The organism is Marinomonas shanghaiensis, assembly GCF_003259175.1.
Taxonomy (GTDB): domain Bacteria; phylum Pseudomonadota; class Gammaproteobacteria; order Pseudomonadales; family Marinomonadaceae; genus Marinomonas; species Marinomonas shanghaiensis.
Genome location: NZ_QGOK01000003.1, coordinates 555,928 through 573,937, shown reverse-complemented (window position 1 = coordinate 573,937; position 18,010 = coordinate 555,928). Strand labels below are relative to the sequence as shown.

General features: G+C 42.4%; 18 protein-coding genes. 4 read left to right on the top strand and 14 right to left on the bottom strand.

Annotation, left to right across the window (positions count from 1 at the left end; genetic code table 11):
• Positions 1-14: 14 nt before the first annotated feature.
• Complete coding sequence (locus DKT73_RS03110; RefSeq protein WP_232827763.1) at positions 15-1,862, bottom strand: RecQ family ATP-dependent DNA helicase; 1,848 nt, start codon at positions 1,860-1,862, stop codon at positions 15-17.
• Positions 1,863-1,877: 15 nt separating this feature from the next.
• Between DKT73_RS03110 and DKT73_RS03105 the strand changes: the two genes are divergently transcribed.
• Complete coding sequence (locus DKT73_RS03105; RefSeq protein WP_111637110.1) at positions 1,878-2,522, top strand: UPF0149 family protein; 645 nt, start codon at positions 1,878-1,880, stop codon at positions 2,520-2,522.
• A gap of 22 nt (positions 2,523-2,544) precedes the next feature.
• Here DKT73_RS03105 and DKT73_RS03100 read toward each other — a convergent pair whose 3' ends face one another.
• From DKT73_RS03100 to DKT73_RS03070, 7 genes are read right to left on the bottom strand one after another with little or no spacing between them, the layout of a single operon-like run.
• Positions 2,545-3,696, bottom strand: a complete 1,152-nt coding sequence (locus DKT73_RS03100; protein ID WP_111637109.1) for a SpoIIE family protein phosphatase — start codon at positions 3,694-3,696, stop codon at positions 2,545-2,547.
• Positions 3,697-3,707: 11 nt separating this feature from the next.
• Positions 3,708-4,010 (bottom strand): STAS domain-containing protein, encoded by a 303-nt coding sequence (locus tag DKT73_RS03095; RefSeq protein WP_111637108.1) that lies wholly within the window; start codon positions 4,008-4,010, stop codon positions 3,708-3,710.
• Positions 4,011-4,037: 27 nt separating this feature from the next.
• The gene (locus DKT73_RS03090; RefSeq protein ID WP_111637107.1) at positions 4,038-4,343 is read right to left on the bottom strand and encodes a BolA family protein; all 306 of its coding nucleotides are present in this window, start codon (positions 4,341-4,343) and stop codon (positions 4,038-4,040) included.
• A gap of 11 nt (positions 4,344-4,354) precedes the next feature.
• Positions 4,355-7,771, bottom strand: a complete 3,417-nt coding sequence (locus DKT73_RS03085) for an SbcC/MukB-like Walker B domain-containing protein (RefSeq protein ID WP_111637106.1) — start codon at positions 7,769-7,771, stop codon at positions 4,355-4,357.
• A gap of 9 nt (positions 7,772-7,780) precedes the next feature.
• Positions 7,781-8,428 (bottom strand): DUF4194 domain-containing protein, encoded by a 648-nt coding sequence (locus tag DKT73_RS03080; RefSeq protein ID WP_111637105.1) that lies wholly within the window; start codon positions 8,426-8,428, stop codon positions 7,781-7,783.
• Positions 8,428-9,819 (bottom strand): Wadjet anti-phage system protein JetA family protein, encoded by a 1,392-nt coding sequence (locus DKT73_RS03075; protein ID WP_111637104.1) that lies wholly within the window; start codon positions 9,817-9,819, stop codon positions 8,428-8,430. The genes DKT73_RS03080 and DKT73_RS03075 overlap by 1 nt, the downstream gene beginning before the upstream one ends.
• A gap of 39 nt (positions 9,820-9,858) precedes the next feature.
• Positions 9,859-10,236: a sirohydrochlorin chelatase gene (locus DKT73_RS03070; RefSeq protein ID WP_111637103.1), complete on the bottom strand. Its 378-nt coding sequence runs from the start codon at positions 10,234-10,236 to the stop codon at positions 9,859-9,861.
• 197 nt (positions 10,237-10,433) lie between these two features.
• On the opposite strand from DKT73_RS03070, the gene DKT73_RS03065 reads away from it, so the two are divergent.
• Entirely contained in the window at positions 10,434-11,318 is an 885-nt protein-coding gene (locus tag DKT73_RS03065) for a TIGR01777 family oxidoreductase (protein WP_111637102.1), read from the top strand.
• 33 nt (positions 11,319-11,351) lie between these two features.
• Here DKT73_RS03065 and DKT73_RS03060 read toward each other — a convergent pair whose 3' ends face one another.
• From DKT73_RS03060 to DKT73_RS03035, 6 genes are all read right to left on the bottom strand, one after another.
• Positions 11,352-11,867: a DNA topoisomerase family protein gene (locus tag DKT73_RS03060; protein WP_111637101.1), complete on the bottom strand. Its 516-nt coding sequence runs from the start codon at positions 11,865-11,867 to the stop codon at positions 11,352-11,354.
• Positions 11,868-11,870: 3 nt separating this feature from the next.
• Positions 11,871-12,239 (bottom strand): hypothetical protein, encoded by a 369-nt coding sequence (locus tag DKT73_RS03055; RefSeq protein ID WP_111637100.1) that lies wholly within the window; start codon positions 12,237-12,239, stop codon positions 11,871-11,873.
• Positions 12,236-12,976: an HAD family hydrolase gene (locus tag DKT73_RS03050; protein WP_111637099.1), complete on the bottom strand. Its 741-nt coding sequence runs from the start codon at positions 12,974-12,976 to the stop codon at positions 12,236-12,238. Before DKT73_RS03050 ends, DKT73_RS03055 begins: the two co-directional genes overlap by 4 nt.
• 1 nt (position 12,977) lies before the next feature.
• Positions 12,978-13,970, bottom strand: coding sequence for a ferrochelatase (gene hemH, locus DKT73_RS03045; RefSeq protein WP_111637098.1), 993 nt, complete (start codon positions 13,968-13,970; stop codon positions 12,978-12,980).
• Positions 13,971-14,088: 118 nt separating this feature from the next.
• Complete coding sequence (locus DKT73_RS03040) at positions 14,089-14,904, bottom strand: TSUP family transporter (protein WP_111637097.1); 816 nt, start codon at positions 14,902-14,904, stop codon at positions 14,089-14,091.
• A 92-nt stretch (positions 14,905-14,996) separates the two neighbouring features.
• Complete coding sequence (locus DKT73_RS03035; RefSeq protein ID WP_111608226.1) at positions 14,997-15,932, bottom strand: chemotaxis protein CheV; 936 nt, start codon at positions 15,930-15,932, stop codon at positions 14,997-14,999.
• Between the two features lie 112 nt (positions 15,933-16,044).
• On the opposite strand from DKT73_RS03035, the gene DKT73_RS03030 reads away from it, so the two are divergent.
• On the top strand, positions 16,045-17,229 hold the full coding sequence (locus DKT73_RS03030; protein ID WP_111637096.1) for an EAL and HDOD domain-containing protein: 1,185 nt from the start codon (positions 16,045-16,047) through the stop codon (positions 17,227-17,229).
• Positions 17,226-18,008, top strand: a complete 783-nt coding sequence (locus tag DKT73_RS03025) for a TatD family hydrolase (protein WP_111637095.1) — start codon at positions 17,226-17,228, stop codon at positions 18,006-18,008. Before DKT73_RS03030 ends, DKT73_RS03025 begins: the two co-directional genes overlap by 4 nt.
• The last annotated feature ends 2 nt before the right edge of the window (positions 18,009-18,010 follow it).

The window sequence follows — 18,010 nt, the reverse complement described above, 5'->3', positions numbered from 1 at the left end:
TGCTTTTCTTGAGTTCAAGGGCATAGAGTATGGGCCTTCTCAGAGTATGTATCATGAAGCACTTGCATTAAAGAGCCTGCAAAAGTCGCGACACTTTCTTTTGACAACCCTGTTAAACGGCTCAACGAAGCAACAGAGGCAGGTTTATGCAGACAAATCAATCTAAGCTGAGTGTCACTTAATGTAATACTGGCATTGGAGTATTTCCAAGCTAAAATTTTATGCCAATTGGCACTGTCTAACGCCAATTCCTCTTCTGACAAAGTAGGATAATAATATTCTGTCGGAATGATAATTTGTGTCTTACCTTGCAGTACCGCTCGTGCTTTTTCATTAATATACAAGGTAAAAACACTCGCCGTTCCGACGGAAATATACTCGTATGCCAGCAGGTAACGAATGACGGACTTCCACTGAGCCTCATTGAGCTCTTTACCTTTGCCAAATAAAGATGAGGATTCCCCTTTGATAGCCGCAACCGCTTTCGTTTTCTTACCCAGTAGAATTTGAATAAGCGAGGAAAATGGCTGCAGACCTTTTGTATGATAAATTAAAGACAAAAGTTTTTGGCTCGCCGTTGTCATGTTCTGCTCTGAACGATTCGAAAGGCATCGGTCACAATACTGACAAGCAGGAATTTCTTCATCAAAATGAGACAGTAAATTTTGTCGACGACACCCCCTGTTCTCTAGAATGCGAAACAAACTGCCTAAATGCTGCATCTCCTTTTCCGCGGCCAAGGGATGAAATGCCGCCATCTGCTGGGCTTGCAACATATCCTGCAAACCATAAAGCAATAATGATTTGGCGGGTTTCCCATCTCGTCCGGCTCTTCCAACTTCTTGAAAATAAGATTCTGGACTACTTGGCAGATCTAAATGAACCACAAATCTAACATGAGAAATATCGATCCCCATACCATAAGCGGTTGTAGCAACCATAATCGTGCCATGCTGCTTGATAAAAATGGCATGATTCTTTTGTTTCTCTTCTTCTGGCATAGCGGCATGATAGCTTAAACTTGGCAGCCCCAAGCTACGTAGCCAACCTGATAGCTCGTCGGTTTTTTTTCGTGAACGACAATAAATAATGCCAGATTCCCCAGGTACTTCATGGTGTAAAAAATACAGTATCTGCTGCTTTGCTTTACGTTTCTGAGCAATTTGCAACTTGATATTGGCGCGATCAAAGCTATTTTTCATTACCAAGCAATTTGTAAGCTGCAGAGATGATTGGATAGTTACGACCGTCTTTTGATCAACGGTGCCAGTCAATGCAATGATTGGGACATTCGGAAAAAAGGCTTTTAACTGACCAAGTTGGCTGTATTCCGGTCGAAAAAAATGCCCCCATTGTGAAATACAATGCGCTTCATCAATAGCAAACAACGAAATTTCAATGCTGTGCAAAAAGCCTATAACGGAGGATTGAACCAGTTTCTCCGGTGATAGATACAACAAATCAATATGCTTGTGACGTAACGCCCAAACAAGATCATCTTGCTCACCTGGGTTTAAAGTAGAGTTCAAGAACTTGGCTCGTATGCCCCTTGCGTTTAACTCCTCGACTTGTTGAGACATAAGCGATAACAAAGGGCTGACAATCACGGCAACACCTTGCCTGATCAGTCCTGCGGCTTGGTAAACTAACGATTTACCACCACCGGTTGGTGCCGCTAGCAAAACGTCTTGTCCTGAGCATAGGGCATCGATCGCCTGTTCCTGCAACGGGCGATACTCACTGTAACCTAAACGAAGAAGAGTTTGTGTCTTTAAATTCATTGTATAATTATCTCTTAACGCCACGCTTTGTGCATCGATTTTTCCTCTTCTTTTCGCTAGAATCAAAGCCTTAATTTGCATTAGGGAAATATCTACATGGCACACCAACCTCTTGATGATCTTGAATTAGAGACGTTAGAAGATTTTTTGGAGTCAGATCAAGTTCATGAGGAATGTCAGAACTTTGTTATGGCACATGGCTTTTTAACAGCATTGTCTATTTGTCCCGTTTTGACAGCCGAGGAAAAGTGGCTACCCGTTATTTTCGAAGAGCCCCCAACATTTGACAATGAGAAACAAGAAAAGCAGATACACCAGTATCTTTCTCGTCTTCTCATTGATATCCAAATTGAACTGGAATCAGAAGAAGGCTTTATGGTTCCCTGCGAGCTGGAAATGGGGTCCTCGCCAGAAGAATTAAGTGAGTTGCAAGAGTGGGCGACAGGATTCATGGAAGGCGTATTCATGACCGAAAGCCACTGGTTTGAGTCTGAAAAAGAAGAAGTTGTCGCTGAGCTTTTGTTGCCCATTATGGTGGCTTCTGATTTGTTTGATGATGAAGAAGTTGTTCAAATTCGACAAAGTGAAAAACTAACAAATTCCTGTATTGCTCAAATACCAGAAGTTGTTACTGACTTATTTTTAGTGTTACGAACCGAACCTGAGAAACGCCCGTTTCCAAAGGCTCAACCGAAAACACAAGGCAATAAAAATAAGAAAAAAGGCGGCAAAAAAGCTTAAGCGTTTTCCTGCTTACAGTGTTTTATTGTAAGCAGGCACTTCTCAATGCAACAAGAGTAATGTCATCAAGCTGAACCGATTCCCCCCGATACTCAGACAGTTTATTCTCAGTTAACTGCTGGGCCAATAATAAATCTTCCTCCGCGTAATAATGTGCAATAAGCTCCTTTACTTTACTGTCTCCAAGCATTTCATTTTGATCGTTTTTAAGCTCTAAGACACCATCAGACACAATAATGAGTGTGTCGCCAAAATGTAATCGATTGAACTGCAAATCCGCATCAAACTCTCTTGTAGGAAGAATGCCAAGCGGCATATGGTTTGAGCACAAATAATCAAAGCTACCATCTAAACGACGAATGAAAGCATTTGGCATTCCTCCGCCCCAATAAGCAAGCTCACCCGTTTGCGTTATTAAAATTAGATAACCGGCACAAAACATATAATCCGGTAAAATACCGAATAATATTCTATTAATTTTAATGGCCAATTGATCGATATCGAGCAAATCATCAACCGCATCAAAAAAAGCTTGCATGACGGGTAATGCGCCAATCGAAGCAGGCAACCCATGACCAGTAAAATCTCCGACAAACACAAGACGAGCCCCGTCTGAGCGTGTTTTAACTAAGGCCAGATCCCCATTAAAACTGGCCGCAGACAACCTCGTAATAGCCACCTGTCCAGAGTTTTTTTCGCTACGTGTTTGTATATGATCGAGAACATGATGAGCCATTTCATGCTCTCGTTCTATCATGGTTTGGTAATATGTTAAGGCTTTGTTTTTTCGGTACATCTCTTTCATCAATTCAACGTGTCTCATATGAGTTTTCAGTCGAATATTAAAGAGCACTTCATTAAAAGGCTTAGGAATGAAATCATCTGCCCCTGCTTTAAAGCATTTATCCATTACCGAGTCCGTGGTGTGAGACGCGAGGAAAATCATCGGAACAAAACGGTTACCTGATAATATTTTAAGTTGCTTAACCAAATCAAAACCACTACCGCCTTTGATAATCACATCCAGTGTGACCATGTCTGGCACATATTCGATAAAAGCTGTGATAGCCTCGTCATAACTTGCCACAGTTTTTACCATGACATGTTCTTTTTCAGCACACAAAGAAATGATTTCGCGATAAACGGGCTCACTGTCTACGCATAATAATTTCATTCATCAGACCTTTATTGAATATCAAAACGTTTATCAAAACGAGAAATCATTAAAATGTTTTTAATGAAAGCATTCGCTCCTTTGAGCTGTATGCTGCTGTCCTGTTCGATAGCATTTCGCATGCTTAACAGCATACCTAGCGCGGCACTGTCTAAGTATTCAACCGTGCTCATATCGATTACATACAGCGCGTAGAACTTTGTAAGATTCGAATAGGCAGCGCGAAAATCGTTAAATAATGAAAAATCAAAACTGCCGACAATCGCGATGGTTACTGTATTAGTGTTATCATTAACTGAAACTGAAATACTCATTGGTTAACCGAACTAGGGCTGTTCGCCCTATTCGCCTCCGTGGCATTTTGGCGATAAAGGAGCAAACGCATTGCGCTCACGCCACTCTTTAAGTGAATATAGGTGCATGGCAAGAGCGTGAATTTTAGTCATCTCGTCTTGTAAAATACCATAAACAAGCTGATGGCGTTGAACCAATCTCTTACCTTCAAATACATCACTGACAAGAACTAATTTAAAGTGTGATTCGCTGCCCGCAGGAACATTATGCATATGACTCTCGTTTTCGAGTGACATATGTTCAACATCCAAATTTTCACTGATGCGGGCTTCTATTTGATTTTGCACTAGCATAGAGTTACCTATCATACTGGAACGGTTAGATTTTCAGATTGGCCATTCAGTAAAACTTGTCCTTTTTCTTTTGGGTAGGCGACATCAATAGAGACAGCACCACCTTCACGCCAAACACTGATAATAGTGTCCATGTTAGCTGCCATGACCGCGCGCTTATCATCTGGCGCAGCCGCAATAACTTGAAGACCGATGTCTTTCATAAACCCCATACAAGTGGATGTTTTTACCATGTCTATTTTGTTAAAAGCTTCATCAAACATGGCCAAAGAAAAGCCGCCAACGATTTCGCCTTCCATTGTTTCATGCAAACGATAGGTAGTCGATAATGCTGCAGCAATCGCCAAATAGAATGGGATTTGGTGCTCACCACCAGAACCGGTTTGAATACGCTGACTCAAGGTGGTTTTCTTATTCCCCTCTGCGTCTAAAATGTCCACTTCAAAATTATAGAACTTACGATAATCCGCAAGATCTTGTTGTTTCTCATCGTCAGAAATCAGTTCCTGAATGGAAGCAATAGCACGAACATGATCTGGGTCGTTGCTTAAATGAGGATCGAACAAGCCGCCTACATTAGCCTGATCTTGAGCACTAAAGCGTTCAACTAGATCCAAAATATCTTTCATATCACCATTAGGATAATAGCGGAACTGATAAATTTCTTGGTTAAATGGACGGCGCTTTAAGCTATGGTTAAGCTCACGAATAATGTGCGCTACTTGATCAAGAGAGTCTTTCAATTTAGACACATAGTCTGAACGGAACGTTTCTTCGGCTTCTTTACGAGCCAATTCCGCACGTTTGGCGTATTTTGCCAACTCTGTTTCACTCAAAATATCAATTTGATAAGACACATAATGCTCAAACTCTTCAAATTTTGACTCCAAGTAATCCAATTGCACGTCGTTGTCTAAATTCGCATGGTGATATTTGCCATAATGGTCCGCAACTTCCTTACGAACCTTTTGATCAAAGCTGCGCGCTTTTTCACTGGCTTTCTCCGCGCGACTTATTGCTTCTTTATAGATTGCGGCACCATTCACCATGCTACTTTCGAGTAAGGCATAACGCTCGCTAGCAAATTCTGCATCGTACTTCGGGTTTGACGTTAAACGATTTCGCTCTTCATCTAGTGCCGCTAATGCAGAACTTAACTGGCTCTTTTGCGTACTTAGAGCACCAAACTGCTCGGCAATTTGCTGGCGTTCTCTGTCAAGCTTCTTACGTTCTAATTCCACATTGGCAATGCGTGATTTGAGCGCCTCGATACGTTCTTGAAGATCAGTGTCATCGTGCTTTTGTAACTGCACAATTTCTGCTTCTACCGACTCTAACTCTTGTGCTAAACGTGTGACAGCATGACTTGCGTTCCCAACACTCTCGGCATCAAACTGATTGTTTGCCATCACTCGACCAAGCAAAGAATCCGCTTGCTCTAAACGTTGGTCGGCTTTGAGAAAATTCATTAGTTCACTGCTTAAGCTAGCGAGTTGTTTTTCACGGGACTCACGCATACCTTCCGTATTAATACCAACCATCATATGTGGTACAAAACGAATGGTTGAGATGGTTCCCGCTAGCTTCAACATACCATCGGCCGTCATAGCACTGTCTTCACGCAGTAATTCGCGTTCCGTTTCCACCGGTTTAATACCGCCTAAACGACGATTTAGATAAGCCTGAGCATGATCATTGTTACAACGAATAAAGCGTAATGCTGAGTTATTGTCACCTCGATTCAACCAGAGTCGAGTTTGAGTCGTATCAACAACACGACACCCCATTAATTGACGTCGATGGGCACGGAATATTCGAATCGATTCTTCAGCATCTTCGGGTTCTACAATCAAGGCCTCGCGCTGGGCTCCAAGATATCCCTCAATAGCATCTTGCCATTTTCTATCGGTCACTTCTGCTAAATGACTGAGTGGCGTGGCGGTAATGTTAGCGTCTTTTAATAAAGCCATTAAACGTTTTGTATTTTGAGACAGTGGACTGACACCACCTTTCAAAGAAGAAACGTCGGATTCAAGCTGTTTGCATTCGTCTTTTAAGTTGAGAATAGTACGGTTTAATTCAGAGCGTTGAGCAAATACCTGAGTCTTCTCTCTGTCTAATACCTCATTAAGTGCAACAAGCTTTTGAGTTAATGGCTTTAAGTTGCCTTCTACGCGTCCGTCTTCTGTAATTAAGCCCGTAAAAAGCGAAAACTCTTTCACCAAAGCATTGGTTTCTTTTGATAGCAAATCTTCAAAAGAATTCAGCGCCGAAAGCAGCAAGGTTAATTGACGCACTTGCAGGATGGCTTTTTGATCTTGCTGGCCTTGCAGAGTCAGTAGCTTCTTACTTTGCTCCAACTGTTGTAATTTCAAACCAACATCAGAATGTTCATACTGCTGCTCAAAACGCAGTAACTGTGCTTGTAGTTGCTTTAATAGACTGCCTTGCGTGGCAAGTTCTTCTTCAATCTCTTCTTCGCGTTCTTTTTGGAGCTCATACTGATCTTGAATATCATCCTGTTTACTACCAAGTTCATCAAAACGCGCTTCTGTGGCTATCCATTGGTAATTGATAGCACTTTGTTCTTGTTGATGCTTTTTTTCACAGTCTTGCTGGATCAGTTTTAGGTCATCAATACGCTTAGAGACTTCGAGTGTTTTTGCTTCTAAATGACGATATTCGTTCAAAGACTTCTGATATGCACCTACCTGTAAAGGCGCTTCAGCGAGAACAAAATCTTGCACGAAGCGAGTTGGAGAGGCAATAGGCACAAACTTCAATGCATTTTTGAAGTTTTTAAGAAAACTGTCCAACGTAATAAGATGATCTGGACTTGGGCTCAGCTCTTCAAGATAGCGATTAATGTATTGCGTTGCCGATGCGCTGCCAGACTTGATGTAAGGATCTAGGCAAACCTTTTTCATCGTCTCGCGCACTTCAATCCAAGGTTTCGCCTTGTAGCTTTTTCCTTCCATGGCGTCGATAAAATCGGATTTTCTCGCGCCAAAATTAGACAGCACAAAACGACCCAGCACGTCCTCTTCTGGAGAGGCCAAAGATGCGCTTAATGCAAGGCCAACAGTAGACTCTTTACCAGTGATGCTATCTTCAAAAACCAACGCAAGGTAACTGGTTGCATCTTGTCTTGGCTGGGTGCCAAACACTTTTGCATTGGCTTGCCCCGAATCTATCATTCCCAATATATAAGAGCGAATACTACGACCGCTGGCTTTACCATCGTTTGCACTGGCGTTGTAATTTAAGTGGCGCTTACTGGCCCCTGTTAATACGGTTTGAATTGCATCAAGCAGAGACGACTTGCCAGAACCCGTTGGTCCGATAATGGCGGTATTGCCACGAATACTAATTTCTTCTGCACCAAGTAGGTACCAATTTACTAATACGATGCGATTTAACTTTTTCATATTTTGGCCCTAGTCTTGAGTGGTTTCTTGCGTTGTTTCTGTGTCAGCATCTGAGTCGGCAACATCATCTTCATCTGGATCGGTGCCGTTGAATGACTCTAATTGTCTTAGGTAAGCCTCAGTGACAATTAGCCTAACGACTGGCGTAATATTGATCATTTGGTTCTTGCTGTCTTCTTCATAAGACTTACCACGGATAACGATCCCATGACGACTAAACAAGGCCAAGATGTCTTTGAAACGGGTTTCATTAGGTATCTCACGTTTAACCAATTGTACAAAACGATCTAAAATGGCGTGTGTATTAGTGGCCACAAAACCATTGTCGACTTCAAAATTTTCAATTTTTTCTTCGTAAATCTGACGAAGGACCAGCAGAAACAGTGTTTCGTCTGTTTTCAAACGCACAAAAGCTTCTTTTTGAATGGGCAGTACACCGGCGAGGCGTTCATTCTCGTTTATGTAGAGCTTCATACCTAGGGCATCGAATAAATTATCGAAATAATCCTGATAAGACTCTAAAAGCAAATAATGCTTACGTTGACCGTGTTTGTAGGCGCTAGCAAATTGATTGGCTATCACAAAATTTGCTGTCTGTTGAAATTCTTGAGCATCTTTGCCGGACTCTTCAACGACTTTTTTCAATTCTCTAAGCATTACGCTTTGCTCCTACGTACAACAGTAAATTCCCGGCATTCAACAAAATCATGCACATCTACATATTGATTGGTAAATTGTACTTCAAATAAGTCTTCTATTTTTTTAGCGCTAACCCCGAGCGACCCAACGTAGCGCAAATGGTCGAAGCAAACAAAATCCTCCACAGATTCAATCGTAAAATCGAGAATATGTTTACTATTGCCCGCGGCGATTTGCTTATCCAAATAGCTTTGCATTTTGGGAATAGTGACCTGCCGAGCTTCATGAAAACGGCGTTGCTGATCGCGCATTTTAATCGCGTCCGCAGACACTTCTGACGGTGTCATTACTCGTGGCGGTGGTGGCTCTCTGCGTCTTGTCGGCTGCGCCGCAGAGGACATACCAACAAAACGAGCATCAATCACTTCTTTTAAAATAGGCAACTTTTCGTATTTCGCTATATCGGTAATAATGCCAGCCACTTTGTTTGCCATGCCAGGTCTAGAGCTGTCCATATAACGAGCTGTATCGGCAGCACGTTTTTCCAACCGATAACGATATTCATCGATACGCTCTAAGCGTTGCTCAATGTTACTAAAGGTTTGAATAATGTCTCGACAGTCTTTTTCTACCATGGCTTGAGCTTCCGCCATGGTGATCAACTGTTGATCGACATAACACTGTGCAACCTGCCCCATTGTTTCAGGGTTGCCTAAAAATTCTTGAGTAAGTTCAAGGATCTGACGTCTAAATCGAAATGGATTATTGCTGGTCTTGATGGTTTTGTAATCGGCGATCAATATGCCTTCAACGAACAAATCAAAAAAACCAGCCACGATTGCCTTTGGATCTCGACTCGCAAACAACTCTCGCTGCAGACTGCGTATCCCCAGCAATATTTGATTCAAATGCGCAGAAAAATCTCTTGATGCTTCCGCTGACTGACGCAATGTTACACCGCGTTCTTTTGGGTGCTTAGCGACCGACTCTAGATTGCTTAAAATACTTAAAACGGTCGCCCCATAGTTGCGTTTACCATGACGACTGATCTCGACCAAAGAACGCAGTAACATAGAGATCTGCGGTGTCATTAGTACGCTGACACGATACAATTCTTGCTCTTCTACCAACCAACCTGTATTGACTAAGCGGTGATAAATTCTCAGAGCGTAATCGTGAATGGTTTTAGGAGAATCAAAAGACTCCTTTTGTTCATCATGCCAAGCGAGGGTATCAAGTTTATGGAGCGTATCTTCAATCGACTCGATAATCGTCGATTTATCTTTTATCGGGTCTTCAGCATGATCATAAAAAACCTCAGCAAGATCATTCAATACCGCTTCAATCAACGCTCTATTTGAACCGCTTAATGCCTGAAATATTTCATCAGGCAAGTGTCTAAACAGCATGCAGTCGACTCCATAACTGATCAAATACGAATAGCATATTTAGACCTTACCTAAATGATTGGCAATAACAGTTTGCATGGCGTTTTTCACTAACGCATCGTCGCCAATGGGTGGCAATAATTCTATTTGCAAATCATCAGACTGCAGTGATGCGATTTGCGCTGGTACATCTTGTCTAAGATGACGTCCAACGGCTAAAAATAAAGGCAACACAGCAATGTGGCGAACTTCTTTACCCAGCGCCCCTATCACATCTTCTAGCGAAGGTGCAGTAAGCTCCATGTAAGCTAAACTAATGTTGTTTTCGCCATACGCGTGAGCAACTTGCTGATAAAGTGATTCGAAGGGCTGTTTCCAAAGTGGGTCTGGGCTTCCATGTGCAAGAAGTATGATGTGATCGTATTCTTTGCGTAGCATTTTGATACCTAATGTTTCTCGATTCCCCCATTTTAGCTATCCTATCCCAGAAAAAGAAGCCGCATATTTAAAAACCTTAAAATCTTCTAGAGAAATCGAATAAAAAACGTCTCCTGATACGAATTTGAGAAGTTATTGATCCTATTTCATTTTTTTTGCGTACACTTAAAACTATTGCAATCCATAGGATAAGGTACATGAAGATTTTATTATCTGGTGCATCAGGGTTTGTTGGTCAACACTTAACCAAAGCGCTTCTAAAAAACGACCATCAGCTATTTGCTCTCGTGAAGTCGACCTCAGATCCTCGATTAGATCCAAGAATCGTCCAGCTCACCCTGCCATTATTAGCAACACTAGAAGAGCAAATGGATGTTTTTATCAATTTGGCAGGGGAAAACATTGCGGCTCGACCTTGGACAACGAAACGCAAAGAGGCGCTCTTTCAAAGTCGTGTCACCTTAACTAGGCAGGTTCGCCTCTCATTAAAGTTTCCAGTAAAACACCTTGTATCCATGTCGGCTGTTGGGTTTTATGGTGTGACTCGGCACGGTACCTTTACAGAAGAAACACCGCCAAAACAAGGCTTTGCGCATGAGCTTTGCCAAGCTTGGGAAGACGCAGCAAATGAATTTGCTGAAGATGGCACACGTGTGGCTATCTTTCGGTTAGGAGTAGTGTTGGGGCCTGGTGGCGCTTTAGAAAAAATGCGCATGCCTTTTCTGTGCGGCCTTGGAGGCCCCATTGCTGGCGGTCAGCAATGGTTTCCTTGGATACACATAGCCGATGTCACTAATGCCATTATTGAAGCTACCAAGGATACGTCCTATACAGGTGTGTATAATTTGGTTGCCCCTCAATTTATTACCCAAAAACGCTTTTCTCAGGCTTATGCCATGTCACTGAATCGACCTGCTATTTTACCGACACCAAGATGGGCATTAACGCTCATTTTTGGCGAAATGGCTTCGTTATTAACGGAGGGTGCTAAGATCGCCCCACAAAAATTAGAAAAGCGTGATTTTAAGTTTCAATTTCATAATATTGATGATGCCCTATCAGACATAGCAAAGCGGGATTAGGCAAACCTAGAGACGGTTAGCCACAAGTTTGGGTTAACGTTTCTTTTTTAAGACTGGTAAACCTTTATCGTCATTAAGCGTATTGGTGCATGTTGGGTAAGTGATGCATCCCCAAAAATACCCGTTTTTACTTTTTTTTCTAACAAGGTAATGGCCGCATGCTCGGCAAGGGTATTTTTTCGTGCTTGAGGGAGTGCCATTGTCATCTTCTACGGTGACTTTACATTCTGGGTAATTGGAGCACCCCCAAAAAACATTGTCTTTAAAACTTTTTTTTCTCAGTGGTGACTGACATGCAGGACAAAAGTAGCGTTTTGCCCTGACGGGCTTACCATTTTCATTGTTGGCGGTGTAATCGCAGCGTGGATAGGACTCGCAGCCCCAGAACTCACCATTAGCACCTGTTTTGAGTACTAATAAGCTCTCACATTTTGGGCAGCGATAACGAACTTTAGCCGCCTTAATATGCGCATCATCACCCTGCTCTAGGAATTCTTTCTCCCAGTTACTTGAAGAACCCCTTACAAATTTGCTGTCATCTTCTTGCACACGCTACTCTTTGCTTTCACAAGCGATACTGCCTTCTTTGCAGTCTTCTTGCCCTACTAAACTTCTGATCTTTGAGGCTCCTTTTCTCGCACTGTCAGCGGTCGCTTCTCCTACTTCTTGCATCTTATCCCATACTATCACGCCGGTCTCTTTCGCATCTTTAGACGCCTTAGCGCCAACCTCAGACGCTTTATCACCAAACTCAGACGCTTTTTTAGCAGTGGCATCAGCCATTTCTGATGTCGTGGTTTTTGTTCTTTCCCATAAGCTTTGTGCGCTGCCCTTAGCTTTATCAAAAGCACTGTCTTCAGCGGCATGCACAGCACAAGTGAGAAGCATAAAAGAGTAAATAGCCGTTTTTGTGCGTTTCATCCTATCGCCCTTCTGCCTTCAAAAGATGGATCTCTTAACCAATCTAAAAGTTGACTTATATCGCCCAGTGTATGTAAGTTCTGGTAGCCTATCAATATTTCATCGTTAACCAACTCATGATCCCACGTACTGTGGTATGGCACATGGAGCGCTTTGGCTCCGAGATCTAGCACAGGCAAAATATCAGATTTCAAAGAATTCCCAATCATTAAAAACTGCTCGACTGGTATTTTGTGGCGCTGAAGTATCTGTTGATAAGCGGCCGAGGTCTTATCACTGACTATTTCAATGGCATCAAAATAATCGGCAATACCTGAGCGGGCCAATTTGCTTTCTTGATCAAGTAAATCCCCCTTAGTAATGACCAGTAAACGATATTGCCCTTTTAATTGCTCTAAAACGCTCTTTATGTCGGGTAACAACTCAACCGGCGACGCCAACATACATTTTGCTAGCTGAATAATCTCATGTATTTCATTCCCAGTGATTCGACCCTCTGTTAGTTCAATTGCGGTTTCGATCATGGATAACGTAAAGCCTTTGATGCCATAGCCAAAGTGCTCTAAATTTTTTATCTGGACTTCCCCAAGATGAGAACGAATATAGGACTCATCATGGTACGCCAACAGTAGGTTGATAAATTCATCCTGAGCATGAATAAAAATATCTTCGTTGCGCCAAAGTGTATCGTCAGCGTCAAAGGCGATGGTTTTAATCTGCGAGCTATTTAAGATCATCTTATGTCCATTGCTTAGTATTTTTTTCAATTAAACTGACATAGAGGTCAACTTGGTCAGGTGAATCATTCAAAGCAGGAATGTAGTCAAACGCCAACCCACCGTTATGTTTAAATTCATCACCCAACTCTAATGTGACCTCCTCAAGTGTTTCAATGCAATCTATTGAAAAAGCAGGACTAATCACATTTATTTTCTTGATTCCCATAGAAGGCAAAGCCTTCAATGTGACATCGGCATAGGGCTGCAGCCATTCTTCACGACCAAATCTAGACTGATAAACGTGCGTCCACTCATGATCTCCAAGTTCCAATTCTTCAGCAACCAGTCGACTGGTCGTTTCACAGCGGCGAGCATAGGGATCACCGTTCGTCACATAGCGCTTAGGAATGCCGTGATACGAGAAAACAAGATGACGCCGTTCTCCTTGTTTATCCCATTGCGTGCGTATGGAGTTACAGAGTGCTTTGATATAAAGAGGGTGGTCTGCGTAATCGTGCAACAATTGCAACGACGGCCAATGTGGACAGCGCTTTAACGATTTCATTACTCTATCGTATGCAGCCGCTGTGGTTGTGGCCGAAAATTGAGGATACATAGGAATAACAATGATGTTTTTGACCCCCTGCTCTCGTAATTTGTTTGCAGCACTTTCTACACTAGGATTACCGTACGTCATCGCCAGCTCAACGGGCACTGAATGCCCTGTTCTCTCCAGCAATGCGAGTTTTACATTTTCTTTTAGTCGTTGGCTGAGCACAAGAAGAGGTGAACCTTCGTCCATCCACACTTGCTGATAAACCTTGGCGACCTTGGGCGGTCGAAACGTTAACACAATCAAGTTAAGAATCGGCTTCCAAAGCAAGGGGTTTAAATCGACAACACGAGAATCGGACAAAAATTCTCTTAGATAACGGCGAACCTCTGCTGTCTGCGGCGCATCCGGCGTGCCTAAGTTCATCATCAATACACCATAGTCGCTCGCGTTTTTCATGTCATACCTTTTTGTTTGAAAACTTACCGTATTATATGCCATTTGGAGGGGAAGAATAATGAAAAAAACAAGCCATTTTAGCGGCTGTGTTTTTCAAGTTTTAAATGGAAAAATACCATTAGGCTGATGCCGATATAAACCAGAGCCTAATGACTGAACAGGCCATAAAAATAATAAAGCTCACCCATAAAACATTTTTGTCTAACCGATTGCCTTGATGGCGGCAAAGCCAATAAAAGAAACCGTGACTGCACGCCAGCACAAGCACAGAAGGCAAATGAACCGCACCAGCAAAGCCCGATAAAGGCATCACACTCATAGCTTGCGCGGGATAAATAAAACCCACCATTCCAGCAATAGAAGCAAAGACCACCAACCCTTCTATGGTTCCTTGCTGATGATTTGGCGCTGTGTTTTTTGGTACACACAGAGTCCTGGCAAGCACACCTCCCGCATTCCCAGCCAACAGAGATAAAACACCGATAAACAAGCCTGCAGGCAAACGCCCTACTTTATCTAACACGAATAGTGTTGTTTTTCCTCGACGCATTTCAACCACAACGTTGACCACAGCTAAAAAAGCAACGACCGAAAAGGCAATATTAAAGATCAGCAAGTTTGTTATCGAAAGAAGTTGAGCGCCAATAACGCCACCCATTGCAATACCAGGGGCGTAACGAATTAGGCATAAGGAGTCAACGTCTTGTCGCCTCATTGCTTGGATCCACGAATATAAATGAGTGGGCATAAAAGCGGCTATACAAGTAGCGACGATAGGCAATACATACAGCGAAAGCGAAAGACCAAAAACAGGCAAGAAAAAGCAGATAGTAGGAATAGCGATCAGTGTGGGGGATACATGAATCGTCGAAGAAGTAGCACCCGTTGCTGCGCCAATGACGATTAACAATAAAATGAGCTCAATTGTCAGCATAACAAACACGATATCCGATAAGAAATAAGAATAAAAAAACAGGCATCAGCCTGCTTTTTATCCGAACAATGACAATGCTTTCTTACAAGCAGTTATTCTCTCTCAACCACGCTTCGAATTCTTTCTTGAATCAGGGAGGCTAGTTTATCTGGTTGAAATTTAGACAAAAAGTCATCGCAGCCCACTTTCTGCACCATGGCTTTATTGAAACTACCACTTAGAGATGTATGCAAAACGATATACAGATCTTTTAATCTTGGGTCCTCGCGAACTTCGCGAGTCAGACGGTAACCATCCATCTCGGGCATTTCAGCATCGGTTATCATCATGAGTAACTTCTCAGGAACAATTTCCCCGTCCGCCGCCCATTTTTTTAGTTTCTCAAGTCCACGTTTACCATCTGTTGCTTCATGAACGGTTATTCCCATGAAGTCTAGTGTCGATCGACATTGTGCTAAACCAACAGAAGAATCATCCACCACTAACACCTCTAGCCCCTTAGCCAAGGTGAGCAGGTCTTTGTCAATGATATGGTCGCTCACTCTACTGTCATAAGGAGAAATCTCAGCCAAAACTTTTTCTACGTCAATAATTTCGACAATACGGTCATTCACTCGAGTAATAGCAGTCAAGTAATGTTGACGCCCCGTTCCATCAGGTGGTGGCAGAATTTCATTCCAATTCATGTTGATGATGCGATCAACCTCACCCACCATAAAGCCCTGTACCGTATTATTGTATTCGGTCACAATTAGGTTACATGGTTGAGTTCGATCAATAGGACGCATACCGATCGATTCAGATAAATCAATTACAGGTACGGTTCTGCCGCGAAAATGCGTGACGCCAGCTACAGATGGATGTCTATGAGGCATTAAGTTCAATTTAGGTAACATGACGACCTCTTGAACTTTAAACACGTTTATTGCAAACATTTGCATTCCACCAAGACGGAACATCAGTAGTTCCAAACGGTTTTCACCAACCAACTTGGTTCTTTGGTCTACAGCGTCTAACATGCTTGCCATATATTACTCCAAACATTTTTAAATTAAGGCATTAATCCATTATAACCATGATATTCTATAAGGCTAAATCTTACTGTATTTTTTTGTGTCACTCTTCTTGCAAGGACCCTTAATGAAGAACACTGATATACTTTTTTGCCGTAAAGCTTTGGTAGACCAATTTTCAGACACCTCAGCGTATTATCTATTGCATCCAAGTAATGAAACAGAAAAGCCACAGACCTCTTTTTTAAGCTCCTTATTTGTCGATGTCAACCTTATCGAAATAACACAGCAAAAAACTATTTTTTTGCACAGCAATTTAGACGAATTAAGCGTTTTACCTTTGCAATCTCACATCAATATGGTGGTTTTTTTAGAGTCGAAGATGCTAACGGATCATCATCTCGATGAGCTCTGCGAACTGCGCCTGCAAGGTTATCAACTGGGCATTATCGATCCTCAGCCAGACATGCTATCCATCGACTTGTTCAACGTTTTTTCCTATGTCATGTTGAGTCTAGACCAAATCAACCTTGAAACAACAATAGCCCGAATTGAACACCCTTTTTTATCTTCCAAAACAATTTGGGTTGATGCGATACAAAGCGCGGATCAGTTTGATCGACTTCGAGAAGTGGCACCTGATGGGCTTTTTAGTGGTCATTTCATTCACAAAGTGACCGCGGTGAAAGGTAAGCGAATTCTAGCCCATAAAATGATTCTAATTGACCTGCTGGCGGCCCTGAACAACAGTGAATCCTCGCCGAGGGTCTTAGCCACCTACATCGAGCGAGACCCGACATTGACCTATCGTGTGATAAAGCTTACACAGTCTGTGCTGTACCGGAGTCAATTCAACGTCACCAACGCGCAACGTGCGATTGAAATTATCGGAATCAGGGACTTAATAAAATGGGTGGGGGTCGCTATGCTTAGCAGCGTGTCCGGAAAGCCAGATTGTTTGTTTTCTATGGCAGTATCTCGCGCGTGTTTTTGTCAAAATCTTTCTGCAGCGCTGTTTCCAAAACTAGAAGGGGCGTTTCTGGTTGGACTTTTTTCGTATCTCCCAAGCTTCCTTGATGAAGAAATGGCGGTGCTATTAAAAGACTTACCATTAGACCAACACATCAAATCAGCCTTACTGGAATACAAAGGAAATTTAGGTGGCGTCTTAAAAATTGTTGAAGAATATGAAGCCGGACGTTGGGAAAAAATCCCATTTGAACGTCTTGCTACCAAAGACATATCTCAACAGGCACTGAAAGATTTGTATATTGAAAGCTTAAGTAATGCCAAACAGATAGGTAATTTATGATAGATATTGGCGTCAACCTTAACCACAAAATGTTTCTTGATGATGTAGACGCAACATTGGCAGACATGCAAGACGCGGGTGTAAAAGGCATGATTTGTATTGCATCAGATTTCCATGAAAGCAAGCAAATTCAAGCATTAAGTCAAGTTCATTCTACTATATGGAATACCATTGGCTGTCATCCACACCAGGCAAAAACATGGCATATCGATAGCAAAAAAGATTTTTCATCCTTGATTAAAAACGCGAGGCCCGTGGCGATTGGTGAAACGGGTCTTGATTTTAATCGCAACTATTCCACGCCAGACGAACAACGATATGCATTTAACGAGCAGATCGAATTGGCCTATGAACACCAGCTACCATTGTACCTTCATGAACGCGATGCGCACGAAGAGATGATTGCCACTCTGAATTTACACCCAGAATTAGCACAAAAATCCGTCATACACTGCTTTACAGGAAACCGCTTTGAGTTGGAGAATTATTTATCCTTGGGGCTGTATATAGGCATAACAGGTTGGATATGTGACGAGCGTCGCGGTGCTGACTTACAACGTTCCATTCTTGATATACCATTGAATAGATTGTTATTAGAAACTGATGCTCCCTACCTTGTGCCGAGAAATATCCGCCCTCGCCCGAAAAAAAATCACCCCAAATATTTGCCTTGGGTAGCACAGGAGGTGGCAAGACTAAAAGGTATTTCTCTAGAAGAAGTAATTGAAGCCTCCACATTCAATACCAAGACGGTGTTTGGTGACAACCTTCAAACTTGAGT